Raw genomic sequence first — 18976 nt, forward strand, 5'->3', positions numbered from 1 at the left:
AATAAAAAGAACCGTTAGTCCAGATTTCGACTAACGGTACGGAATCCGCTTTAAGGCGGACAACGTTTCATGATGAGAAATAATCCACTAAGTTTGTTGGCCTAGGGGGATTATTTTTTTTTGCGTTAAATGCAAGAAAAATGTTAACAGCGCAAGGAGGAAAATACCGCCTGTGAATAGCATCGCAAAAAAATGCAATGGTGTCCGTTACTGTCATGTGACAACGCCCCCTTTCTTGGGGAAACGTCAATCCGCCCTAAAGACTTCCGTGCGCTATTATAGCACAGGGGTTGATAGAAAAGGGGCTTATTTCCAAAGTCGTATTTTAATTGATTTTACGAATTTTTAACCGCTGATTTGGACTTTTTACACTGCTCGATAAAACTAGTTGACAAACCCCTTATAGTACGATAAACTGAACCTAGTTAAATAACAGTCCTTTAACATAGTCCAGAGAGGCTAAGAAGGTAACGTGATTTGGGAGTTTCTATACCCAATTGGATTCTGTACGTATACCCTTTGCCGAGCTCTTGGCAGAGGGTTTTTATTTTGCCTAAATGATATGGGAGGGGAAAAGAATGCCAGAAGAGGTTGTTGTGATGGATGAGGCGGCGATAAAACGGGCGCTTACGAGGGTGAGTTATGAAATCATCGAGCGTAATAAGGGTACGAAGGATTTAGCGCTTGTCGGCATTAAGACACGAGGTATTTTCCTGGCGAATCGTTTGCAGGCTCGCATTAAGGAGATTGAGGACGTGACGATTCCGGTCGGTGACGTGGATATCACACTTTACAGAGACGATTTGAGTTTTAAAAAATGAGTCTTCTGAGCCGTCGCTAAATGGTACGAATGTTCCTTTTGATATTAGTGGGAAGAAGGTTGTGTTGGTCGATGATGTGCTGTATACAGGCCGAACGGTGCGTGCCGCAATGGACGCGCTGATGGATGTAGGACGCCCGGCTGGGATTCAGCTGGCGGTTTTGGCAGATCGGGGACACCGGGAACTACCAATTCGAGCGGATTTTGTTGGTAAAAACATTCCGACTTCGAGTGAAGAACGAGTAGAGGTACATTTGGCGGACGTCGATCATGCGGCGGATGCTGTGACAATAATTAAATAATACACTTTTAATGGGCAGTCCAGAGAGGCTGATAAAGGGTGATGAACGGGAATAGGTCTAGCCTAAATCCAGTACATAGCTGCTCTTTGTCGCAATTTGGCAAGGGGTATTTTTTATGACTTAGAGTTGGAAAGAGGGAGTAAGATGACAGAAGAAACGACACCTGAAAATTACGTAAAACCGGTACTAGATATTCACGAGAAGCCGGCTTGGAATAAATGGATTGTGCTTAGCATCCAGCATCTGTTCACGATGTTTGGCTCGACAATCTTTGTACCAACTGTGACAGGATTAAATCCAGGTGTGGCGCTGATATCCAGTGGGCTTGGGACGCTTGCTTACCTGTTAATTACGCGAGGAAAAATTCCGGCTTACTTAGGTTCATCGTTCGCGTTTATAGCGCCAATAACGATGTTGCTTGCTGCAAAATCTGGCGGAGGGCCTGGGGCGGTTATGGTCGGGACGTTCTCGGTTGGGATTGTGTACGCGATTGTGGCGATGATTGTTTATTACGTGGGAATCGAATGGATTCAACGCGTATTGCCGCCAATCGTGGTTGGGCCGGTTATCATGGTTATTGGTTTGTCACTAGCTCCAAGCGCTGCGGCGATGGCGATGGGAACGAACGGTGGTGGCGAATATGATTACAAAATCTTGCTGGTAGCGCTGATTACATTAGTCGTGACGATTATTGCGATGATGTTTTTCAAAGGATTCTTCGGGCTTATTCCGATACTTTGCGGATTCGCCATCGGTTACTTGGTGAGTATGGCATTTGGGTTGGTCGATTATACTTTGATTCAAAATGCGAGTCTTTTCCAAGTGCCAGACTTTACAATACCGTTTGTGAACATGGATCCAGTTGTCACGCTAACGGTCGTCCTTTCGATGGCGCCGCTTGCTTTTGTGACGATGGCGGAGCATATGGGACATCAGCTTCTTTTGAACAGAATTACGAATCGTAACTTTTTTAAAGATCCAGGGTTGCATCGTTCGCTCGCGGCGGATGGTACGGCGTCGATTATTGCTTCACTTATCGGTGGACCGCCTGTGACGACATATGGTGAGAACATCGGGGTGCTAGCGATTACGAAAGTGTACAGTGTCTTTGTTATCGGTGGCGCAGCGGTTTTGGCAATCGCATTCGGATTTATCGGATACATTAATGCGGTGATTACTTCGGTACCAACCGCGGTGCTCGGTGGGATTTCCTTACTCTTGTTCGGGGTTATCGCAACGAGTGGTTTGCGGATGATGATTGAAAGTCACGTCGACCTTAGCGTGAATCGTAACATGATTATCGCATCGGTTGTCCTTGTTGTCGGAATCGGTGGTTTGCTAGTTGAAATTGGTTCTTTCAAACTTGAGGGCATGGCGATGGCTGCATTACTTGGAATAATCTTGAATTTAGTCTTACCAGAGGCTAAAGCGCATAAATCATAACATCTACGAAAACCTCTGAAAAAGCGCAATTTTTTAGAGGTTTTCCTATAAAATAGTATCTAATTTTTAGAAAAGGTGGCGGTTCGAATGAAGGATTTAGTGTCGATGGAAGAGCTTTCTGTAGCGGAGATTGGTGAGTTATTGGAGAAAGCAGCACGTTTCAAGCAAGGAGAAATTTGGACTCCGAAAAAGCAAATGTATGCGGTGAATATGTTTTTTGAGGCAAGTACGCGAACGCATAATAGTTTTGAAATGGCTGAGAAGAAGCTTGGCATCGATGTTCTTTCTTTCGACCCATCTAAATCGAGTGTCACAAAAGGGGAAACGTTATATGATACGGCGCTGACGATGCAGGCAATTGGTGTGGATGTGGCGGTTATCCGGCATTCGGACGAGAATTATTATGAGCCACTTCGCAAATTAGGGATTGCGGTTGTGAATGGTGGCGATGGCTGCGGGCAACATCCGAGTCAGTCGTTGCTGGACTTGTTTACGATTAAGGAAGAGTTTGGTGGTTTTAAAGGGCTAAAGGTCGCGATTGTCGGGGATATCGTGCATAGCCGAGTGGCGAATTCGAACATGCAGGCGCTAAAACGTCTTGGTGCCGAGGTGTTTTTTGCGGGGCCGCCGGAGTGGATGCGTGAGAGTTGTGCTGCGCTTGGGACGTATATGGCGATGGATGATTTGGTGGAGCAGATGGACGTGATTATGCTCTTGCGTGTGCAGGAGGAGCGGCATGACGGGTTGCTTAGTTTTACGAAGTCGGACTATCACGAGAAGTATGGTTTGACGGAAGCGCGGGCTGCGAAGATGAAGGAACGCGCGATTATCATGCATCCAAGTCCTGTGAATCGGGATGTGGAGATTGCGGATAGTTTGGTGGAATGCGAGAAATCGCGAATTGTGGAACAGATGACGAACGGTGTGTACATTAGAATGGCTATTTTAGAGGCAGTTTGCCAAGATAAAGAAACGAGGGTGACGACATGTACGTATTGAAAAATGGAAAAGTGTTGACGGAAACTGGGGATTTGGTTGTTAAGGACGTGGCGATTGCGGATGGGCGGATTACGGCGATTGGCGAAGATGTGACGCTAGATGGTGCAAAAGTTATTGATGTGGCTGGGAAGCTGGTGGCTCCTGGACTTGTGGATGTGCACGTGCATTTGCGGGAACCGGGTGGGGAACATAAGGAGACGATTGCGACTGGGACGGCGGCTGCGGCTCGTGGTGGGTACACGACGGTTTGTGCGATGCCAAATACGAAACCGGTGCCGGATACGGCGGAAGTGATGACGCAGGTTGTGAATCGGATTAAGGAAACGGCGGCGGTTCGTGTATTGCCTTACGCGTCGATTACGTCGAGTTTGAAGGGTGACGAGTTGGTGGACTTTGCGGCTTTGAAGGAGGCCGGCGCGTTCGCTTTCACGGATGACGGTGTGGGTGTGCAGACGGCGGGCATGATGTATGAGGCGATGAAGGAAGCGGCGGCGCTTGACATGGCGATTGTGGCGCATTGTGAGGATAATTCGCTGGTGTACGGCGGGGTCGTGCATGACGGGATTTTTGCGCAGAAGCAAGGTTTGGCGGGCATTCCGAATATTGCGGAGTCGGTTCAAATTGCACGCGATGTGTTGCTTGCGGAGGCGGCGAACTGTCATTATCACGTTTGCCATATTTCGACGAAGGAATCGGTTCGTGCGGTTCGTGATGCGAAACGGGCTGGGATTCGCGTAACAGCTGAGGTTTCACCGCACCACTTGATTTTGAATGAGACGAATATTCCGGGTAATGACGGGAATTGGAAAATGAATCCGCCATTGCGCGCGCAGGAAGATCATACTGCATTGCTTGAAGGATTGCTGGATGGAACGATTGACTTTATCGCGACGGACCATGCGCCACATTCGGCGGAGGAAAAGAATGTGCCAATGGAAAAAGCAATGTTTGGAATCGTTGGCTTGGAGACCGCTTTCCCGCTACTTTACACGCAATTTGTGAAAACGGGCGAGTGGACGCTGAAACAATTGATTGACTGGATGACGGTGAAACCTGCCGCGTGCTTTAATCTTCCGTACGGTGTGCTTGAAATCGGTGGTATCGCGGATGTGGCTGTCATTGATTTGGAAAAAGAAGCCGCGATTGATCCAGAAAATTTTGCATCAAAAGGTAGAAATACGCCATTTACTGGTTGGAGTTGTGTTGGTTGGCCGGTAGCGACGTTTGCAGAAGGCGCGCTTGTTTTTGAAGAAGGGGTGGAATAACGCATGGCAAAACGGATTTTGATGTTGGAAGATGGGAACTTTTTTATCGGTGAGGCCATTGGTAGCGACCGCGAAACGATCGGGGAAGTTGTTTTTAATACAGGCATGACGGGGTATCAGGAGACGATTACGGATCCGAGTTATTACGGGCAAATCATCACGTTTACATATCCGCTCGTTGGGAATTATGGCGTGAATCGTGACGACTTTGAATCGATTCACCCAGCTGTAAAAGGTGTGGTGGTGCGTGAGGCGGCGGAATTTGCTTCGAATTGGCGCAACCAAATGACGCTGGATCAATTTTTGAAGGAAAAAGACATTCCTGGAATCGCGGGAATTGATACGCGGAAATTGACGAAGATTATTCGCAAGGAAGGAACGCTAAAAGGGATTTTGGCTCCGGAAAAGGCGAATCGGGAAGATTTACTGCATCATCTGCGTTCGGTGCGGTTGCCGGTGGATCAAGTGCGCGAGGTTTCTTGTTCGAAGGCATTTACGAATCCGGGAGAAGGCAAGCGTGTCGTGCTGGTGGATTATGGCGTGAAAAGTAGTATTATGCGTGAGTTGAACAGACGGGATTGCGATATTACGGTCGTGCCTTATAATACGACGGCGGAGGAGATTCTCGCGATGCATCCGGATGGTGTGATGCTCTCAAATGGACCTGGTGACCCGAAAGATGTGCCGGAAGCAGTGGAAATGATTCGCGGATTGCAAGGGAAAGTGCCGCTGTTTGGGATTTGCTTAGGACATCAGCTTTTCGCTCTAGCAAATGGGGCGGATACGTTTAAATTGAAATTTGGACATCGTGGGGCGAACCACCCTGTGAAGGAACTGGCGACGGGACGTGTTGATTTTACGGCGCAAAACCATGGCTATGCGGTGGATGCGGATTCGCTTACTGGAAAAGATATTGTGGTGACGCATATCGAGTTGAATGATGGAACGGTAGAAGGTTTGGCGCACAAGGAGTTTCCGGCTTATACGGTGCAGTACCATCCGGAAGCCAATCCTGGACCGAGTGACGTGAACTATTTATTTGATCAATTTATAGCGATGATGGAGAAGGAGGGAGCGGAACAAAATGCCTAAACGTGAGGATATTGAAACTATTTTAGTAATTGGTTCTGGCCCTATTGTGATTGGACAAGCTGCGGAATTTGACTATGCGGGGACGCAAGCGTGTCTGAGTTTGAAAGAGGAAGGATATCGAGTGGTGCTTGTAAACTCGAATCCGGCGACGATCATGACGGATGTGGAGATGGCGGACAAGGTTTATATCGAGCCGATTACGCTTGATTTTGTATCGCGGATTATTCGCAAAGAACGCCCAGATGCAATTTTGCCAACGCTTGGTGGTCAAACGGGACTGAACATGGCGATGGAACTTGCGGAAGCGGGAATTTTGGATGAGTGTGGTGTGGAGGTTTTAGGAACGGATTTGGTGGCGATTAAGAAGGCGGAGGATCGCGAGGCGTTTCGTGATTTGATGCATGAGCTGAACGAACCGGTGCCGGAGAGTGACATTATTCATAGTTTGGATGAGGCGAAAAGCTTCGTTGCAAAAATTGGTTATCCGGTGATTGTGCGTCCGGCTTACACGCTTGGTGGTTCGGGTGGCGGGATTTGCCTGAATGACGCGGATTTGGCGGAAATCGTGGCAAGTGGTTTGAAGCTCAGTCCTGTGACGCAATGTTTGCTTGAGCGTAGTATTGCTGGATTTAAAGAGGTCGAGTATGAAGTGATGCGCGATGCGAATGACAATGCGATGGTCGTGTGTAACATGGAAAATATTGATCCAGTCGGGATTCATACAGGAGATTCGATTGTGGTGGCGCCGAGTCAGACGCTTTCGGACCGCGAATACCAAATGCTTCGTGATGTGTCGCTGAAAATTATCCGCGCGCTTGAAATCGAGGGTGGCTGTAACGTTCAGTTGGCGATTGATCCTGATAGTTATGACTACTTCGTGATTGAGGTGAACCCACGTGTGAGCCGTTCGTCGGCGCTCGCTTCGAAAGCAACGGGTTATCCGATTGCGAAATTGGCTGCGAAAATTGCGGTAGGCTTGACGCTGGATGAGATGAAAAATCCGGTAACGGGAACAACGTATGCTCATTTTGAACCAGCGCTTGACTATGTTGTGTCGAAAATTCCACGCTTTGCTTTTGATAAATTCGAAAAGGCGGATCGTCGTTTAGGAACGCAAATGAAGGCGACAGGCGAGGTCATGGCGATTGGTCGAAATTTGGAGGAGTCACTTTTGAAGGCGGTTCGGTCGCTTGAAATCGGGACAACGCATCTGTATTTGGACGAGGCGGAGAACGCGAGTTTGGAAGAATTGGAACGCAAAATTTGCTTCCCAGAAGATGATCGCTTGTTTTTCTTAGCAGCGGCGCTTCGTAAAGGCTGGACGATTGAAGACCTGCACGCGAAAACGAAGATTGATTTGTTTTTCTTATATAAATTGGAGAAAATTATCAAACAGGAGTCGGAAATTGCGACGAATGTTGGGGATTTGGAAGTACTACGTGCGGCGAAACGGAACGGATTCAGTGACGGTGCAATCGCAAAACTTTGGAATATGACGGCATTTGAGGTGTATGATATTCGTAAAGAAGCGGGAATTATTCCAGTTTACAAAATGGTGGATACGTGTGCGGCGGAATTCGAGTCGACAACGCCATACTTCTACAGCAGTTACGAGGATGAAAATGAATCGATTCGTACGGAGAAGGAAAGTGTGATTGTGCTTGGTTCTGGGCCGATTCGGATTGGGCAAGGTGTTGAGTTTGACTATGCGACGGTGCACTCGGTTTGGGCAATTCAACAAGCGGGATATGAAGCGATTATCATCAATAATAACCCGGAAACGGTCTCGACGGATTTCAGTATTTCCGACAAACTATATTTTGAACCATTGACGCTAGAAGATGTGATGCATGTGATCGAACTCGAAAAATCGCTAGGCGTTGTGGTACAATTTGGGGGTCAAACGGCAATCAATTTGGCGGACGGTTTGGCAGAACGCGGCGTGAAAATCCTTGGAACTTCGCTTGAAGACATCGATCGTGCGGAAAATCGTGATAAGTTCGAAAAAGCGCTTGTGGAGCTTGGAATTCCGCAACCAGACGGGAAAACAGCGACGTCAATCGATGAAGCAGTCGCAGTTGCAACGAGCATTGGCTATCCAGTTTTGGTACGCCCATCCTACGTGCTCGGCGGTCGTGCAATGGAAATCGTGGAATCAGAAGAGGCGCTTAAATACTACATGAACAACGCGGTAAAAGTGAATCCGAAACATCCGGTACTTGTCGATCGATATGTGCAAGGACAAGAGGTGGAAGTGGACGCGATTAGTGATGGTGTGAACGTCGTGATTCCGGGTATTATGGAACATATCGAACGGGCTGGGGTCCATTCGGGTGACTCGATTGCGGTTTATCCTGCGCAAAGCTTGACGCAACATGTGAAAGATCTGATTGTGGATTACACGACGCGCTTGGCGAAAGGCTTGAAAATCATTGGCATGCTGAACATCCAATACGTCGTTGCCAATGAAGAAGTTTTCGTGATCGAGGTCAATCCAAGATCAAGCCGTACCGCGCCTTTCCTAAGCAAAATTACCGACATTCCAATGGCAAATGTGGCGACGAAAGTAATTTTAGGAAAAACATTGCTAGAGCTCGGTTACAAAGAAGGTTTAGCACCAGAAAAACAAGAGATTTTTGTTAAAGTGCCAGTGTTCTCATTCGCGAAATTGCGTAGCGTAGATACATCGCTTGGCCCTGAAATGAAGTCAACGGGAGAAGTGATGGGGAAAGATCGTACGCTTGAAAAGGCGCTATACAAAGGTTTTGTGGCGAGTGGTGTGAAAATGCTTGATTACGGAACGGTGTTATTGACGGTAGCAGATCGCGATAAAGCAGAAGCAACGGCGCTGGCGAAACGCTTCAAAAATATCGGCTTTACCATCATGGCGACAGCTGGAACGGCGCTTGTTTTAGAAGAGCAGGGAATTCCAGTTTCTAAAGTGAAGAAAATCGGCGAAAATCAAGGAACGTTGATTGATTACATTCGCAATGGACAGGTAACGCTTGTTGTTAATACGTTGACGACTGGAAAACAACCAGAGCGTGACGGTTTCCAAATTCGTCGGGAATCGGTCGAAAACGGTGTGCCAGTTTGTACGTCGCTAGATACAGCAGAAGCAATTTTGCGGGTGCTCGAATCACGGTCGTTTGAAATGGAAGCTATGCAACCTGCTCGAGTGATCGAAACAGTTTAAGAGAACGGGGTGGAAGAACGTGAGACAAACAAAGATGGAAGTAGTCAGTCAAAAGTTAATCGCGGATCGGGTGTTTGAGCTGGTTTTAAAGGGGGATATTGTTCTGGAGATGAATCCAGGACAATTTATACAGCTCAAACCTCGCCGAGCGGATTTGCTTTTGCGACGCCCGATTAGTATTTGTGCGATTGATAAGGCAAACGAGGAGTGTACGCTGCTCTATCGTGTTGACGGTGAAGGGACAGCGGATTTTGCGGAACTAGTGAGAGGTGACACGATTGATGTCATCGCCCCTCTTGGGAATGGTTTTGCCCCGACAGAAACGAAACCTAGTGAACATGCCCTATTAATCGGTGGTGGAATTGGTGTTCCGCCGCTTTATCAGCTTGGAAAAGAACTGGTAGCGCAAGGATCGACAGTGACGTTTGTCTTAGGTTTCAGCTCTGCAAAAGACGTTTTTTACGAAAAAGAAATGGGCGAATTGGGAGACTGTTTTGTTGCAACAGTAGACGGAACGCAGGGAGCGCAAGGTTTTGTAACGACGGTGACCGATGCGCTTGATTTTGCGCCAGATACGGTGTACAGTTGTGGGCCAACCGCGATGTTACGCGTCGTTTCCGAACGATTTGCTAGCAAGCGGACATTTTTGTCGCTAGAAGAACGGATGGCGTGTGGTGTAGGAGCTTGCTACGCTTGCGTTTGTCAGCGCACCGATGATCCGACGAAAAGTTACAAAGCATGCGATGAAGGCCCGGTTTTCCGAGCTGGGGAGGTAGTCATATGAACCGTTTAGCCGTTGAAATACCAGGATTATCATTGAAAAATCCAATCATGCCCGCGTCCGGTTGTTTCGGATTTGGCAAAGAATACAGCAAGTTTTACGATTTGAACCTGCTCGGGGCTATCATGGCGAAAGCGGTAACGCCAGAACCGCGTTACGGCAACGCAACGCCGCGTGTGGCGGAAACACCATCCGGCATGCTAAACGCGATTGGCCTCCAAAATCCTGGTCTCGATCACGTGATGGCGCACGAAATGCCATGGCTAGAGCGCTTCGACACGCCAATCATCGCGAATGTGGCCGGCGCATCCGAAGAAGACTACGTCAAAGTTTGTGCACGAATTGGCGATGCACCGAACGTGAAGGCAATCGAACTCAACATCTCGTGTCCAAACGTGAAGCATGGCGGTATCGCATTCGGTACCGATCCAGAAGTAGCCTACCAACTCACAAAAGCAGTCAAGGCCGTTTCCAGTGTTCCAATTTACGTGAAGCTTTCGCCAAACGTAACCGATATCGTCCCAATTGCCAAGGCGATCGAAGAAGCAGGCGCCGACGGACTCACGATGATCAACACCCTTCTGGGGATGCGTATCGATCTCAAAACGCGCAAACCAATTTTGGCAAACGGCACTGGCGGCTTATCAGGCCCGTCCATCAAACCTGTCGCGATTCGCCTGATCCATCAAATCCGTGCCGTTTCCAACATTCCAATCATCGGCATGGGAGGCGTCCAAACCGTGGATGACGTCCTCGAATTTCTAATCGCAGGCGCAGATGCCGTCGCAGTAGGCACGCTTAATTTTACCGAGCCGTATATTTGCCCAAACTTGATCGACGCCTTGCCAGCCCGCATGGATGAACTGGGAATCACGACTTTAGCTGACTTAAAAAAGGAGAGAACAAACGCATGACAAAACCAATTATTGCGCTCGATTTTGCCTCATACGCCCAAGTCGAAGCATTTTTAAAACGTTTTCCAAAAGGAGATACGCTGTCCGTCAAGGTCGGTATGGAACTTTTCTATCTTGAAGGTCCACACTTGGTGGAGCGCTTAAAACACGACGGCCACGAAATTTTTCTCGATTTAAAATTGCATGACATTCCGAACACCGTCAAAAGCGCGATGATTGGCCTGGCTCGCATGGGCGTCGATATGGTCAACGTACACGCAGCAGGAGGTCGCGCGATGATGGAAGCCGCACTCGAAGGTCTCGAAATCGGTTCCAGCTCTTCCCGCCGCCCGCGCCTTATCGCCGTCACGCAACTAACGAGCACGAGCGAAGCGGAAATGCAGTCCGATCAACTGATTCAAGCAAGTCTGATGGATTCCGTACTACATTACAGCCATTTGGCGAATGAAGCAGGTCTCGATGGCGTTGTCTGTTCCGCGCTTGAAGCCGATAAAATTAAAGAAATCACCCGTCCCGAATTTTTACGTGTCACACCAGGAATTCGCCTAGACACCGACACAAAGGACGATCAAAAACGCGTCGTAACCCCACACCAAGCCCGCGAAATTGGCGCAACGGCAATCGTCGTCGGCCGGTCTATCACCAAAGCGAGCGACCCGTACCAATCATACGAAACGATTCTAAAGGAGTGGAACAAATGACAACCGAAAAACAAGTAGCCGAACAATTACTAAAAATAAAAGCCGTATTCCTCCAACCAAACGATCCATTCACGTGGGCATCCGGCATCAAATCACCAATTTACTGCGATAACCGCCTAACATTAGGGTTCCCAAAAACCCGTCAATTCATCGCGGCAGCACTCGCTGAAAAAATCAAAACTGCATTTCCTGACGTGGAAGTACTAGCAGGAACAGCAACAGCCGGCATCCCGCACGCCGCATGGGCAAGCGATATCCTAGACCTGCCAATGGTTTACGTCCGTTCGAAAGCGAAAGAACACGGCAAAGGCAACCAAATCGAAGGTCCAATCACAAAAGGTCAAAAAGTAGTTGTGATTGAAGACCTGATTTCAACAGGCGGGAGCTCCATTACTGCCGTAGAAGCCTTGCGCGAAGCTGGATGCGAGGTTCTCGGAATCGCCGCTATTTTTACATACGGATTAGAAAAAGGGAAAACGTTGCTTGGCGCTGCGAATGTGGAAGTTGCTGCACTTACGAATTATGAAACACTACTGGAAGTCGCTTTGGACGAAGGTTACGTATCAGAAGGCGATATGGCGACGTTGAAAGAGTGGAATAAAGACCCTGAGAAGTGGGGAAATTAAAATAGAGAAGTGGCTTCTGTGAGGAGGCCCTTCTCTATTTTGTTAAGTGGCAGTCTTGTTATATCGATGCAACACCCGTCCTTTTTTAAACTAATCTCCCAGTCGATTCCCTCAAAACCAACTCCGTCCCAATCGCCACGTTCACGATCGGCGCACTCGGATTCCGCAGTCGCCATTCCATCGTCTCCGCGGCCTTTCTCCCCATAAATCGCAAATCGGTGCACATCGTCGTTAGCGGTGGCTGTGCCAAAATCGCAAATTCCGTATTATCAAAACAAACAATCGACACCTGCTCTGGAATCGCCAATCCCTTCGACTGAAAATACGAATTCAAAATAAAGCCAAGTCCTGAGTTCACGCAAAACCACGCGCTCGGCCATTCCTCTAAGCCTTCCAATGCCTGAAATAGCGCGGCCTGCTCCTCTTGTATACTCGTAATCGTGTAATGCGAATTCACCGGCAACTTATAATGCCGCATCGCCTTACAATATCCTTCAAAACGCTCCTCATAACTCGGCGAAAAATCAACATCGCCAACAAAGCCAATTCGTTCGTGCCCAAGCGTTATCAAATGTTCCACGGCAACAAATGCACCATCTTTATTCTGCGACAAAATCGTATCTGTCCGCAAATGTGGATCGTGGTGGTCAATCATCACAGTCGGCACGTCCAATTCCAAAATCTGCTTCACAAAAACATCACTAATATGCGATAAAATAAAAATTCCTCGCCAATTCTTCTCCTCTAATTCACGCGGCAAACGGTTCGCAGCAATAGCCTCTGGACCAACAGCGAGCGTCGTCAAATAAAACCCCCGCGCCGTCATTTCCTGTTCTAAACTCAAACAAATCTCACCAAAAAAACTTTTTTGTGATAAGGCGAATTCGGTTGCTACTAGCGCAAATTGGTTATCGGTAGGCGTGTAAACCACGTCTTTTTTGTATTGGTATCCCATTTTATCTGCTTTTTGTAAAACGAGTCGCTTTGTTTGCTCGCCAACGCCATTTTTATTCCCTAAGGCTTGCGATACCGAGTTTTTAGAAATCTGTAAAGCGTCTGCGATATCTTGCATCGTGACTTTTTTCATTCCTTTTCCTCCTAGATGGGACTTTCTCTCATTTCATTATAAGAGTATTAGCGACAGAATGCAATTGAAAAGTAATGTTATTTGTAATGTGACTTCAAATGATGCAATTATCACCATTTATGCATTATAATAAGTGATATATATAAAAGTAATTGTTGACATTACAAAAATGTAATGCAATAATGTAATTGTAATTCAAGCGCTTACAAAATTACAATATGATTTAACTAGGAGGACATGGAAGATGAAATTAAAAAAAGTGGTGTTTTCTGTTTTATCCGTAGCATTAGTAGGGAGTTTGCTAGCGGGATGTGGTTCGGGAAGTAAGGATGACGCGTCGGCTGATGGCAAGACGAAGGTAACATTTTGGGCTGCGCCAAATCCAACACAGATGAAGTTTTGGGGAGAAATGGCAACAGCTTTTGAGAAAGAAAATCCAGATATTAAAATCGAAGTATCACAAATGAAAGAAAGTCCATCTTCTGAAGCAACGGTGCAAGCGGCGATTGCGTCGAAAACAGCGCCAACTATTTCGGAAAATATAAATCGTAGCTTTGCCGCACAATTGGCGGACAGTAAAGCAATCGTGCCTATCAATGAAATCGATGGCATGAAAGAAGTAGCTGAAAAACGTAAAATGACCGATAGCCTTGACGCTTGGAAATTCTCGGACGGTAACCAATATGTGTTCCCAGTTTACTCTAACCCGATTCTTTTCGCATGGCGTACTGATATTTTGAAAGAAATTGGTGTGAATGAAACGCCAAAAACATATAGTGATGTGCTCGCTGCTGGTAAAAAACTAAAAGCGAAATATCCAGACAAAGTGATGTGGGCAAAAGCAGACTTGGCGGATCCGACAGCTTGGATGCGTTGGTTTGACTTCTTCCCATTATACAACGCGGCTTCAAAAGGGAATCCATTTGTCAAAGATGGTAAATTTGTAGCGGATGACAAAGCTGGAAAAGAAATGCTAACATTCATGTCTGAGCTACAAAAAAATGATCTGTTATTAGCAGGACAAGCGACAGATCCATTTGAAACAGGAACGAGCATCATGGCAGATCTTGGCCCGTGGTCATTCCCGAACTGGGCAGAGAAATTCCCAGAGCTAAAAAATGGCGAAACCTATACGGTTAGCACACCGCCAGTTCCAGATGCCTTAAAAGACGCTGAAAATGTAAACACCTATTCGGATGCTAAAGGAATCGTGTTCTACGCACAAGCCAAAGATGCGGAGAAAAAAGCCGCGGTTAAATTCCTAGATTTCGTTTATAGCAACGATAAAAATGATTTGAAATTCCTAGAAACAACAAACTTAATTCCAGCGCGTGATGATGCAACGCAAAACGCAACTTTCACTGAGTTCTTCAAAGCAAATCCAGCGCTAAAAGTGTACGCAGAAAACGTACCATACGCGATTCCGGCGATGGATAATGCAGATTACAATGATATTCAACAAATCATCGGTGAACAAGCATGGAATCCAGTGGTTCGTGGTGAGAAGAAACCTTCGAAAGCTTGGAACGACATGAAGAAAGCTGAGGATGAGGTGCTTCAGAAATGAAGAATCTAAACAATAAATTGGGCTGGTCTTTCACCAGCCCCTATGTTATCTTCACGATCATCTTCTTTCTAATCCCGCTTGTTTGGGCGATTTGGCTCTCCGTGACGGATTGGAATATGATGAGTCCGGATATTAATTTTGTTGGACTGGATAATTTCACAAAGGCGATTGCAAGCCCAGCGGTGAAAGCCTCGTTTTGGGTGACATATAAGTTCTTGATTGTATTCGTACCACTCGCGATTATTATGTCGATGGTCGTTGCGGTACTTGTGAACGGGTTACCGAAATTCAAAGGTTTATACTTAGTTGCTTTTTTCCTACCTTATCTTTCATCAGGCGTTGTGACGTCTTTGATTGTGAAAGGTTTGCTATCTTATAACAGTCCGCTGAACATCTTTTTGCGTGACAATTTTGGCTTGAATATTGATTGGTTAGGAACGCCGATGACATCACTATTCGTTATTTCGCTGATGATCGCTTGGAAAATGTCAGGGTATTACGCACTGATTTTGATATCAGGATTATCTAGTATTAACGAAGAGATTTACGAAGCGGCGGCGATGGATGGTTCGGGCCGGTTCCGCACGTTCTGGAAAATTACCATTCCGATGATGTATCCTGCGCTTTTCACGGTGATTGTGTTGGCGGTAGGCGTGAGCTTCGGGATATTCACAGAGGTTTACCAGCTAACTGGCGGTGGACCGAACTTTGCGACCAATACGTGGCAAATGGAGATTTATAACCAAGCCTTTGTAAACTTAAAATCTGGCTATGCTTCGGCGATCTCGCTTGTGGCGGCTGTTGTAACGTTTGCATCGATTGGTGTTATTAAAAAAGGACTAGAGAAATGGGGCGAGAGAAATGGTTGGTCGTAAAAGTAAGTGGGGTATGACGGTTCGCTATACGTTAACCACATTGATTCTATTAGTCATGATTTATCCGTTTATTTATCTCGTACTCAACTCGTTTGCGGCATGGGATCAAGTCGACCGGAAATTGTTTCCGACTGAATTCACGACGCGTTCTTGGAGTTGGTTGTTTGGAGATGCTGCGATATCGGCTCCGGCACCCTGGATTCAAGCGTTTATTAACACGATTATTGTAGCGACGATTGCGACGGGTCTGATGTTGTTTTTTGCGATTATGGTCGGTTACGCGCTTGCAAAAGTGAAATTTAAAGGGAAAGTTTTTGTGAACAATGTGATTTTGTTCCAAATGTTTTTCCCGGCGATTATTTTATTGATTCCGCAATTTTTGATGATTACAAATGTTGGCTTGCTCGATACGTATGCTGGGATGATTATTCCGACGATGATGAGTATGTGGGCGATCTTTATGTATACGAACTTTTTCAAGGCGATTCCGGATACGTTGATTGAGGCGGCGAAACTGGATGGGGCAAGTGATTTGAAGATTTTGTTCCGCGTTGTTTTGCCAATGTCGAAATCGATTAGTACGGTTATTTTCTTGTTCTTGTTCACGGATCGTTGGACGAATCTTTTATGGGATTTAATTGTGACGAAAAGTGATGAGACGGTGACGTTGAACGTGTTGATATCGCAAATGTTTGGACCTTATGCAACGTATCCTGGTCCGATGTACGCGGCGTCGGTTGTTCTGACTTTACCGCTGATTATTCTATTTTTATTCTTCTCGAAAAAATTCCAAGAGGGCATGCAGTTTACATTGAAATAAGGAGTTTGAAAGATGTTGAAATGGTGGCAGGAAACGGTTTTTTATGAGATTTATATGCCGTCATTTAAGGATGGTAACGGGGATGGGATTGGTGATTTTAAGGGATTGCTTGAAAAAGTGCCTTATTTGGCTGAGCTTGGCGTCGGTGGGATTTGGTTGACGCCGTTCTACCCGTCTCCAAAAGTGGATAATGGTTATGATGTGAGTGATTATTACGCGGTGGACCCGGATTATGGCACGATGGCGGACTTGGAGGCGTTTGTGGCTGAGGCGCATCGGCACGGGATTCGGGTGATTGCGGATATGGTTGTGAACCATGTATCGACGGAGCACGCGTGGTTTAAGGAAGCTCGGCGGTCGCAAGATGATGCGAAGCGGGATTGGTTTGTGTGGCAGGATGCTCCGAATAACTGGGAATCATTTTTCGGTGGTTCGGCTTGGGAATGGGACGAGCCGACGGGGCAGTATTATTATCACAGTTTTGCGACGGAGCAGGTGGATCTTAATTGGGCCAATCCGGAGGTGGAGCGCGAGATTTGGAAAGTGTTCGATTTCTGGTTGGATAAGGGATTGGACGGGTTCCGGCTCGATGTGATTAATAATTTGACGTTGACGCAGGACTTTATGGATAATCCAGTGGCGGATGGCTGTCAGCGGCACATTTTTGATAAGGATCAGCCGGGTATGATGGCAAAAATGGCTGAGATTGGGGCGCGGATTCGTGCGCGTGGCGATTATTTTACGGTTGGCGAGATTAGTTCGGATAACTTGGCGGAGATTGAGCGGTATGCTGGGGCGGACGGGCTGGACGTGACGTTTAACTTTAATTTTGGCAGTGTGGCGAGTCGTGACGGGATTATCGCGGAGCTTGCGCGGATGCAGCAGGTGTATGCGGATGGTCGGATGCCGACGTTGTTTTTCGGGAGTCATGATATGAGTCGTTCGTGGAATCGTTTGGCGGATGGGCGCGAGGATGTGGCGCAGTTACTGGCGATGCTGATGTTGACGGCGCATGGTGTTCCATTTGTGTATTTTGGCGAGGAGATTGGGATGGCGGATTTTGTGCCGGAGTCGACGCGCGAAATGCGGGATGTGCAGGGCATTTACGCGTATGAGTTGGCTTTGCTGGACGGGAAGTCGGAGCGTGAGGCGCTGATTGTGGCGCAAGAGAAGACGCGGGATAAGGCGCGGGCGCCGATGACTTGGCCGGAAGGGTTTTCGGATAAAGCGGTGGCCTGGATTGGTGAGGTAACGCCAGACTTTGCGCGTGGACAGCGGATGTTTGCTTTTTATCAAGCGCTGATTGCCTTGCGAAAAACGGCGGATTTTTGCGAGCCGGGATATCGTGAGTTTGAGGTGGATGGTGAGCTCTTGACGTATGTTCGCGGCGATTATCTGGTTTGTCTTAATTTCGGAGCGGCACGTGAGATGGAGAACAAGTGGGGCGATTTGACGGAGGTTTTAGCGAATAGACATATGGTTGTGGACGCAAATAGGGTTGTGTTGCCAGCGTTTGCGGCGGTAATTTTTAAGATATGAAGGAGTTTATTATGAACGAGATGGCAGTTTTATTGAAGGAATATCGTGCGGGGAATGAGCCTGCGAAAGTGGAGCGACTGGCATTTGTTGGCGCGGGGGACAAGGACGTGTACAACATTACGGCGCCGTTCGTTGTGGATGGCAAAGAAGTGATTGCTGGGCGAATCGAAGCGCGGGATAGCGAAATGGCGGAAATCGGCTTTTTTTGAAAAAACAGGATTTGGCGTGGGTACTACTTGCGAATATGCCAAAATTGGCGTTGCAAGATCCGTTTATGACGCGCATTGATGGGGATTTGATTATCGGTGGCGTGGAAGTGTTTCCAAGCGAGGCAGATCCCGAGAAATTGGCGTGGCGTACGTGTTTGTATCGCGGGAAGGGGATTGCGGATTTGGCGCTGTTTTTCGAAGGCCCGATTGGGATGAAAGACTTGCGTTTGAAGCAGTTGCCGAGTGGTGAGATTGCAGTTTTGACGCGTCCGCAAGGCGAAAAAGGTGGGCGTGGCAAAATTGGTTTTTGTCGAATCCAGAAAGTAGAGGATTTGACGGTGGCTTTGATTGAAGGCGCACCGCTTTTACCGCCGCATTTTGCTGAGGGTGAATGGGGTGGCGCCAATGAGATGCATCTTTTGAAAAATGGTAAATTAGGCGTGCTCAGCCATATTGCGAATTTTGATGTGACAGGGGATCGGCATTATTACGCAGCTATTTGCGTGATTGATCCGATGAGTGCGACGTTTGTAGCGCCAATGGAAATTATCGCAGAACGTGCGGATTTTCTGGCTGGGCCGAGCAAGCGACCTGATTTGGAAGATGTTGTTTTCAGTGGCGGATTGATTCGAAATGCTTCTGGAACGGCTGATTTATACGTAGGAATAAGCGACGCGGACGCGCAGAAACGCACGATTCGTGACCCGTTTGTGAAATTTGAAGGAGAGGGAGATTAGGAA

General features: G+C 47.2%; 14 protein-coding genes and 2 pseudogenes. 15 read left to right on the top strand and 1 reads right to left on the bottom strand.

The genetic code is table 11. The features are described from left to right. The first annotated feature begins 578 nt into the window (after positions 1-578). The 10 genes and pseudogenes from pyrR to pyrE all read left to right on the top strand — a co-directional run bounded on the left by pyrR (position 579) and on the right by pyrE (position 12139). Positions 579-1122 (top strand): annotated as a pseudogene (gene pyrR / locus PCORN_RS05860) (bifunctional pyr operon transcriptional regulator/uracil phosphoribosyltransferase PyrR). 144 nt (positions 1123-1266) lie between these two features. Next, on the top strand, positions 1267-2565 hold the full coding sequence (locus PCORN_RS05865) for a solute carrier family 23 protein (RefSeq protein WP_036078405.1): 1299 nt from the start codon (positions 1267-1269) through the stop codon (positions 2563-2565). Between the two features lie 87 nt (positions 2566-2652). Continuing rightward, on the top strand, positions 2653-3564 hold the full coding sequence (locus tag PCORN_RS05870) for an aspartate carbamoyltransferase catalytic subunit (protein ID WP_036078413.1): 912 nt from the start codon (positions 2653-2655) through the stop codon (positions 3562-3564). Further along, positions 3552-4829: a dihydroorotase gene (locus PCORN_RS05875; RefSeq protein WP_036078415.1), complete on the top strand. Its 1278-nt coding sequence runs from the start codon at positions 3552-3554 to the stop codon at positions 4827-4829. The genes PCORN_RS05870 and PCORN_RS05875 overlap by 13 nt, the downstream gene beginning before the upstream one ends. A 3-nt stretch (positions 4830-4832) precedes the next feature. Further along, the gene (locus PCORN_RS05880; RefSeq protein WP_036078417.1) at positions 4833-5921 is read left to right on the top strand and encodes a carbamoyl phosphate synthase small subunit; all 1089 of its coding nucleotides are present in this window, start codon (positions 4833-4835) and stop codon (positions 5919-5921) included. Next, the gene (gene carB / locus PCORN_RS05885; protein ID WP_036078420.1) at positions 5914-9117 is read left to right on the top strand and encodes a carbamoyl-phosphate synthase large subunit; all 3204 of its coding nucleotides are present in this window, start codon (positions 5914-5916) and stop codon (positions 9115-9117) included. The genes PCORN_RS05880 and carB overlap by 8 nt, the downstream gene beginning before the upstream one ends. Before the next feature lie 19 nt (positions 9118-9136). After that, positions 9137-9901: a dihydroorotate dehydrogenase electron transfer subunit gene (locus PCORN_RS05890; protein ID WP_036078422.1), complete on the top strand. Its 765-nt coding sequence runs from the start codon at positions 9137-9139 to the stop codon at positions 9899-9901. Further along, positions 9898-10812: a dihydroorotate dehydrogenase gene (locus PCORN_RS05895; protein ID WP_036078424.1), complete on the top strand. Its 915-nt coding sequence runs from the start codon at positions 9898-9900 to the stop codon at positions 10810-10812. The genes PCORN_RS05890 and PCORN_RS05895 overlap by 4 nt, the downstream gene beginning before the upstream one ends. After that, the gene (pyrF, locus tag PCORN_RS05900) at positions 10809-11513 is read left to right on the top strand and encodes an orotidine-5'-phosphate decarboxylase (protein WP_036078427.1); all 705 of its coding nucleotides are present in this window, start codon (positions 10809-10811) and stop codon (positions 11511-11513) included. The genes PCORN_RS05895 and pyrF overlap by 4 nt, the downstream gene beginning before the upstream one ends. Continuing rightward, positions 11510-12139 (top strand): orotate phosphoribosyltransferase, encoded by a 630-nt coding sequence (gene pyrE / locus PCORN_RS05905; RefSeq protein WP_036078429.1) that lies wholly within the window; start codon positions 11510-11512, stop codon positions 12137-12139. The genes pyrF and pyrE overlap by 4 nt, the downstream gene beginning before the upstream one ends. Positions 12140-12224: 85 nt before the next feature. On the opposite strand, the gene PCORN_RS05910 is transcribed toward pyrE, so the two are convergent. Beyond that, on the bottom strand, positions 12225-13226 hold the full coding sequence (locus PCORN_RS05910; RefSeq protein WP_036078431.1) for a LacI family DNA-binding transcriptional regulator: 1002 nt from the start codon (positions 13224-13226) through the stop codon (positions 12225-12227). 244 nt (positions 13227-13470) lie between these two features. Here PCORN_RS05910 and PCORN_RS05915 point away from each other — a divergent pair, with 244 nt between their 5' ends. The 5 genes and pseudogenes from PCORN_RS05915 to PCORN_RS05935 all read left to right on the top strand — a co-directional run bounded on the left by PCORN_RS05915 (position 13471) and on the right by PCORN_RS05935 (position 18973). Next, complete coding sequence (locus tag PCORN_RS05915; protein ID WP_036078434.1) at positions 13471-14793, top strand: ABC transporter substrate-binding protein; 1323 nt, start codon at positions 13471-13473, stop codon at positions 14791-14793. Then, positions 14790-15668, top strand: coding sequence for a carbohydrate ABC transporter permease (locus PCORN_RS05920; protein ID WP_036078436.1), 879 nt, complete (start codon positions 14790-14792; stop codon positions 15666-15668). Before PCORN_RS05915 ends, PCORN_RS05920 begins: the two co-directional genes overlap by 4 nt. Next, a complete protein-coding gene (locus PCORN_RS05925; protein WP_036078438.1) occupies positions 15655-16488 on the top strand; it encodes a carbohydrate ABC transporter permease in 834 nt (277 codons plus the stop codon). Before PCORN_RS05920 ends, PCORN_RS05925 begins: the two co-directional genes overlap by 14 nt. Positions 16489-16500: 12 nt before the next feature. Further along, complete coding sequence (locus tag PCORN_RS05930) at positions 16501-18027, top strand: alpha-amylase family glycosyl hydrolase (protein WP_149024270.1); 1527 nt, start codon at positions 16501-16503, stop codon at positions 18025-18027. An 11-nt stretch (positions 18028-18038) separates the two neighbouring features. Continuing rightward, positions 18039-18973 (top strand): annotated as a pseudogene (locus PCORN_RS05935) (DUF1861 family protein). Positions 18974-18976: the final 3 nt, after the last annotated feature.

The organism is Listeria cornellensis FSL F6-0969, from assembly GCF_000525855.1.
GTDB classification, from domain to species: Bacteria; Bacillota; Bacilli; order Lactobacillales; family Listeriaceae; genus Listeria_A; species Listeria_A cornellensis.

What these genes read in the sequence shown, in the direction of transcription:
- PCORN_RS05865 (WP_036078405.1), top strand. Translation starts at nt 1,267, where the DNA reads ATGACAGAAGAAACGACACCTGAAAATTACGTAAAACCGGTACTAGAT.
- PCORN_RS05870 (WP_036078413.1), top strand. Translation starts at nt 2,653, where the DNA reads ATGAAGGATTTAGTGTCGATGGAAGAGCTTTCTGTAGCGGAGATTGGT.
- PCORN_RS05875 (WP_036078415.1), top strand. Translation starts at nt 3,552, where the DNA reads ATGTACGTATTGAAAAATGGAAAAGTGTTGACGGAAACTGGGGATTTG.
- PCORN_RS05880 (WP_036078417.1), top strand. Translation starts at nt 4,833, where the DNA reads ATGGCAAAACGGATTTTGATGTTGGAAGATGGGAACTTTTTTATCGGT.
- carB (WP_036078420.1), top strand. Translation starts at nt 5,914, where the DNA reads ATGCCTAAACGTGAGGATATTGAAACTATTTTAGTAATTGGTTCTGGC.
- PCORN_RS05895 (WP_036078424.1), top strand. Translation starts at nt 9,898, where the DNA reads ATGAACCGTTTAGCCGTTGAAATACCAGGATTATCATTGAAAAATCCA.
- pyrF (WP_036078427.1), top strand. Translation starts at nt 10,809, where the DNA reads ATGACAAAACCAATTATTGCGCTCGATTTTGCCTCATACGCCCAAGTC.
- pyrE (WP_036078429.1), top strand. Translation starts at nt 11,510, where the DNA reads ATGACAACCGAAAAACAAGTAGCCGAACAATTACTAAAAATAAAAGCC.
- PCORN_RS05910 (WP_036078431.1), bottom strand. Translation starts at nt 13,226, where the DNA reads ATGAAAAAAGTCACGATGCAAGATATCGCAGACGCTTTACAGATTTCT.
- PCORN_RS05915 (WP_036078434.1), top strand. Translation starts at nt 13,471, where the DNA reads ATGAAATTAAAAAAAGTGGTGTTTTCTGTTTTATCCGTAGCATTAGTA.
- PCORN_RS05920 (WP_036078436.1), top strand. Translation starts at nt 14,790, where the DNA reads ATGAAGAATCTAAACAATAAATTGGGCTGGTCTTTCACCAGCCCCTAT.
- PCORN_RS05925 (WP_036078438.1), top strand. Translation starts at nt 15,655, where the DNA reads ATGGTTGGTCGTAAAAGTAAGTGGGGTATGACGGTTCGCTATACGTTA.
- PCORN_RS05930 (WP_149024270.1), top strand. Translation starts at nt 16,501, where the DNA reads ATGTTGAAATGGTGGCAGGAAACGGTTTTTTATGAGATTTATATGCCG.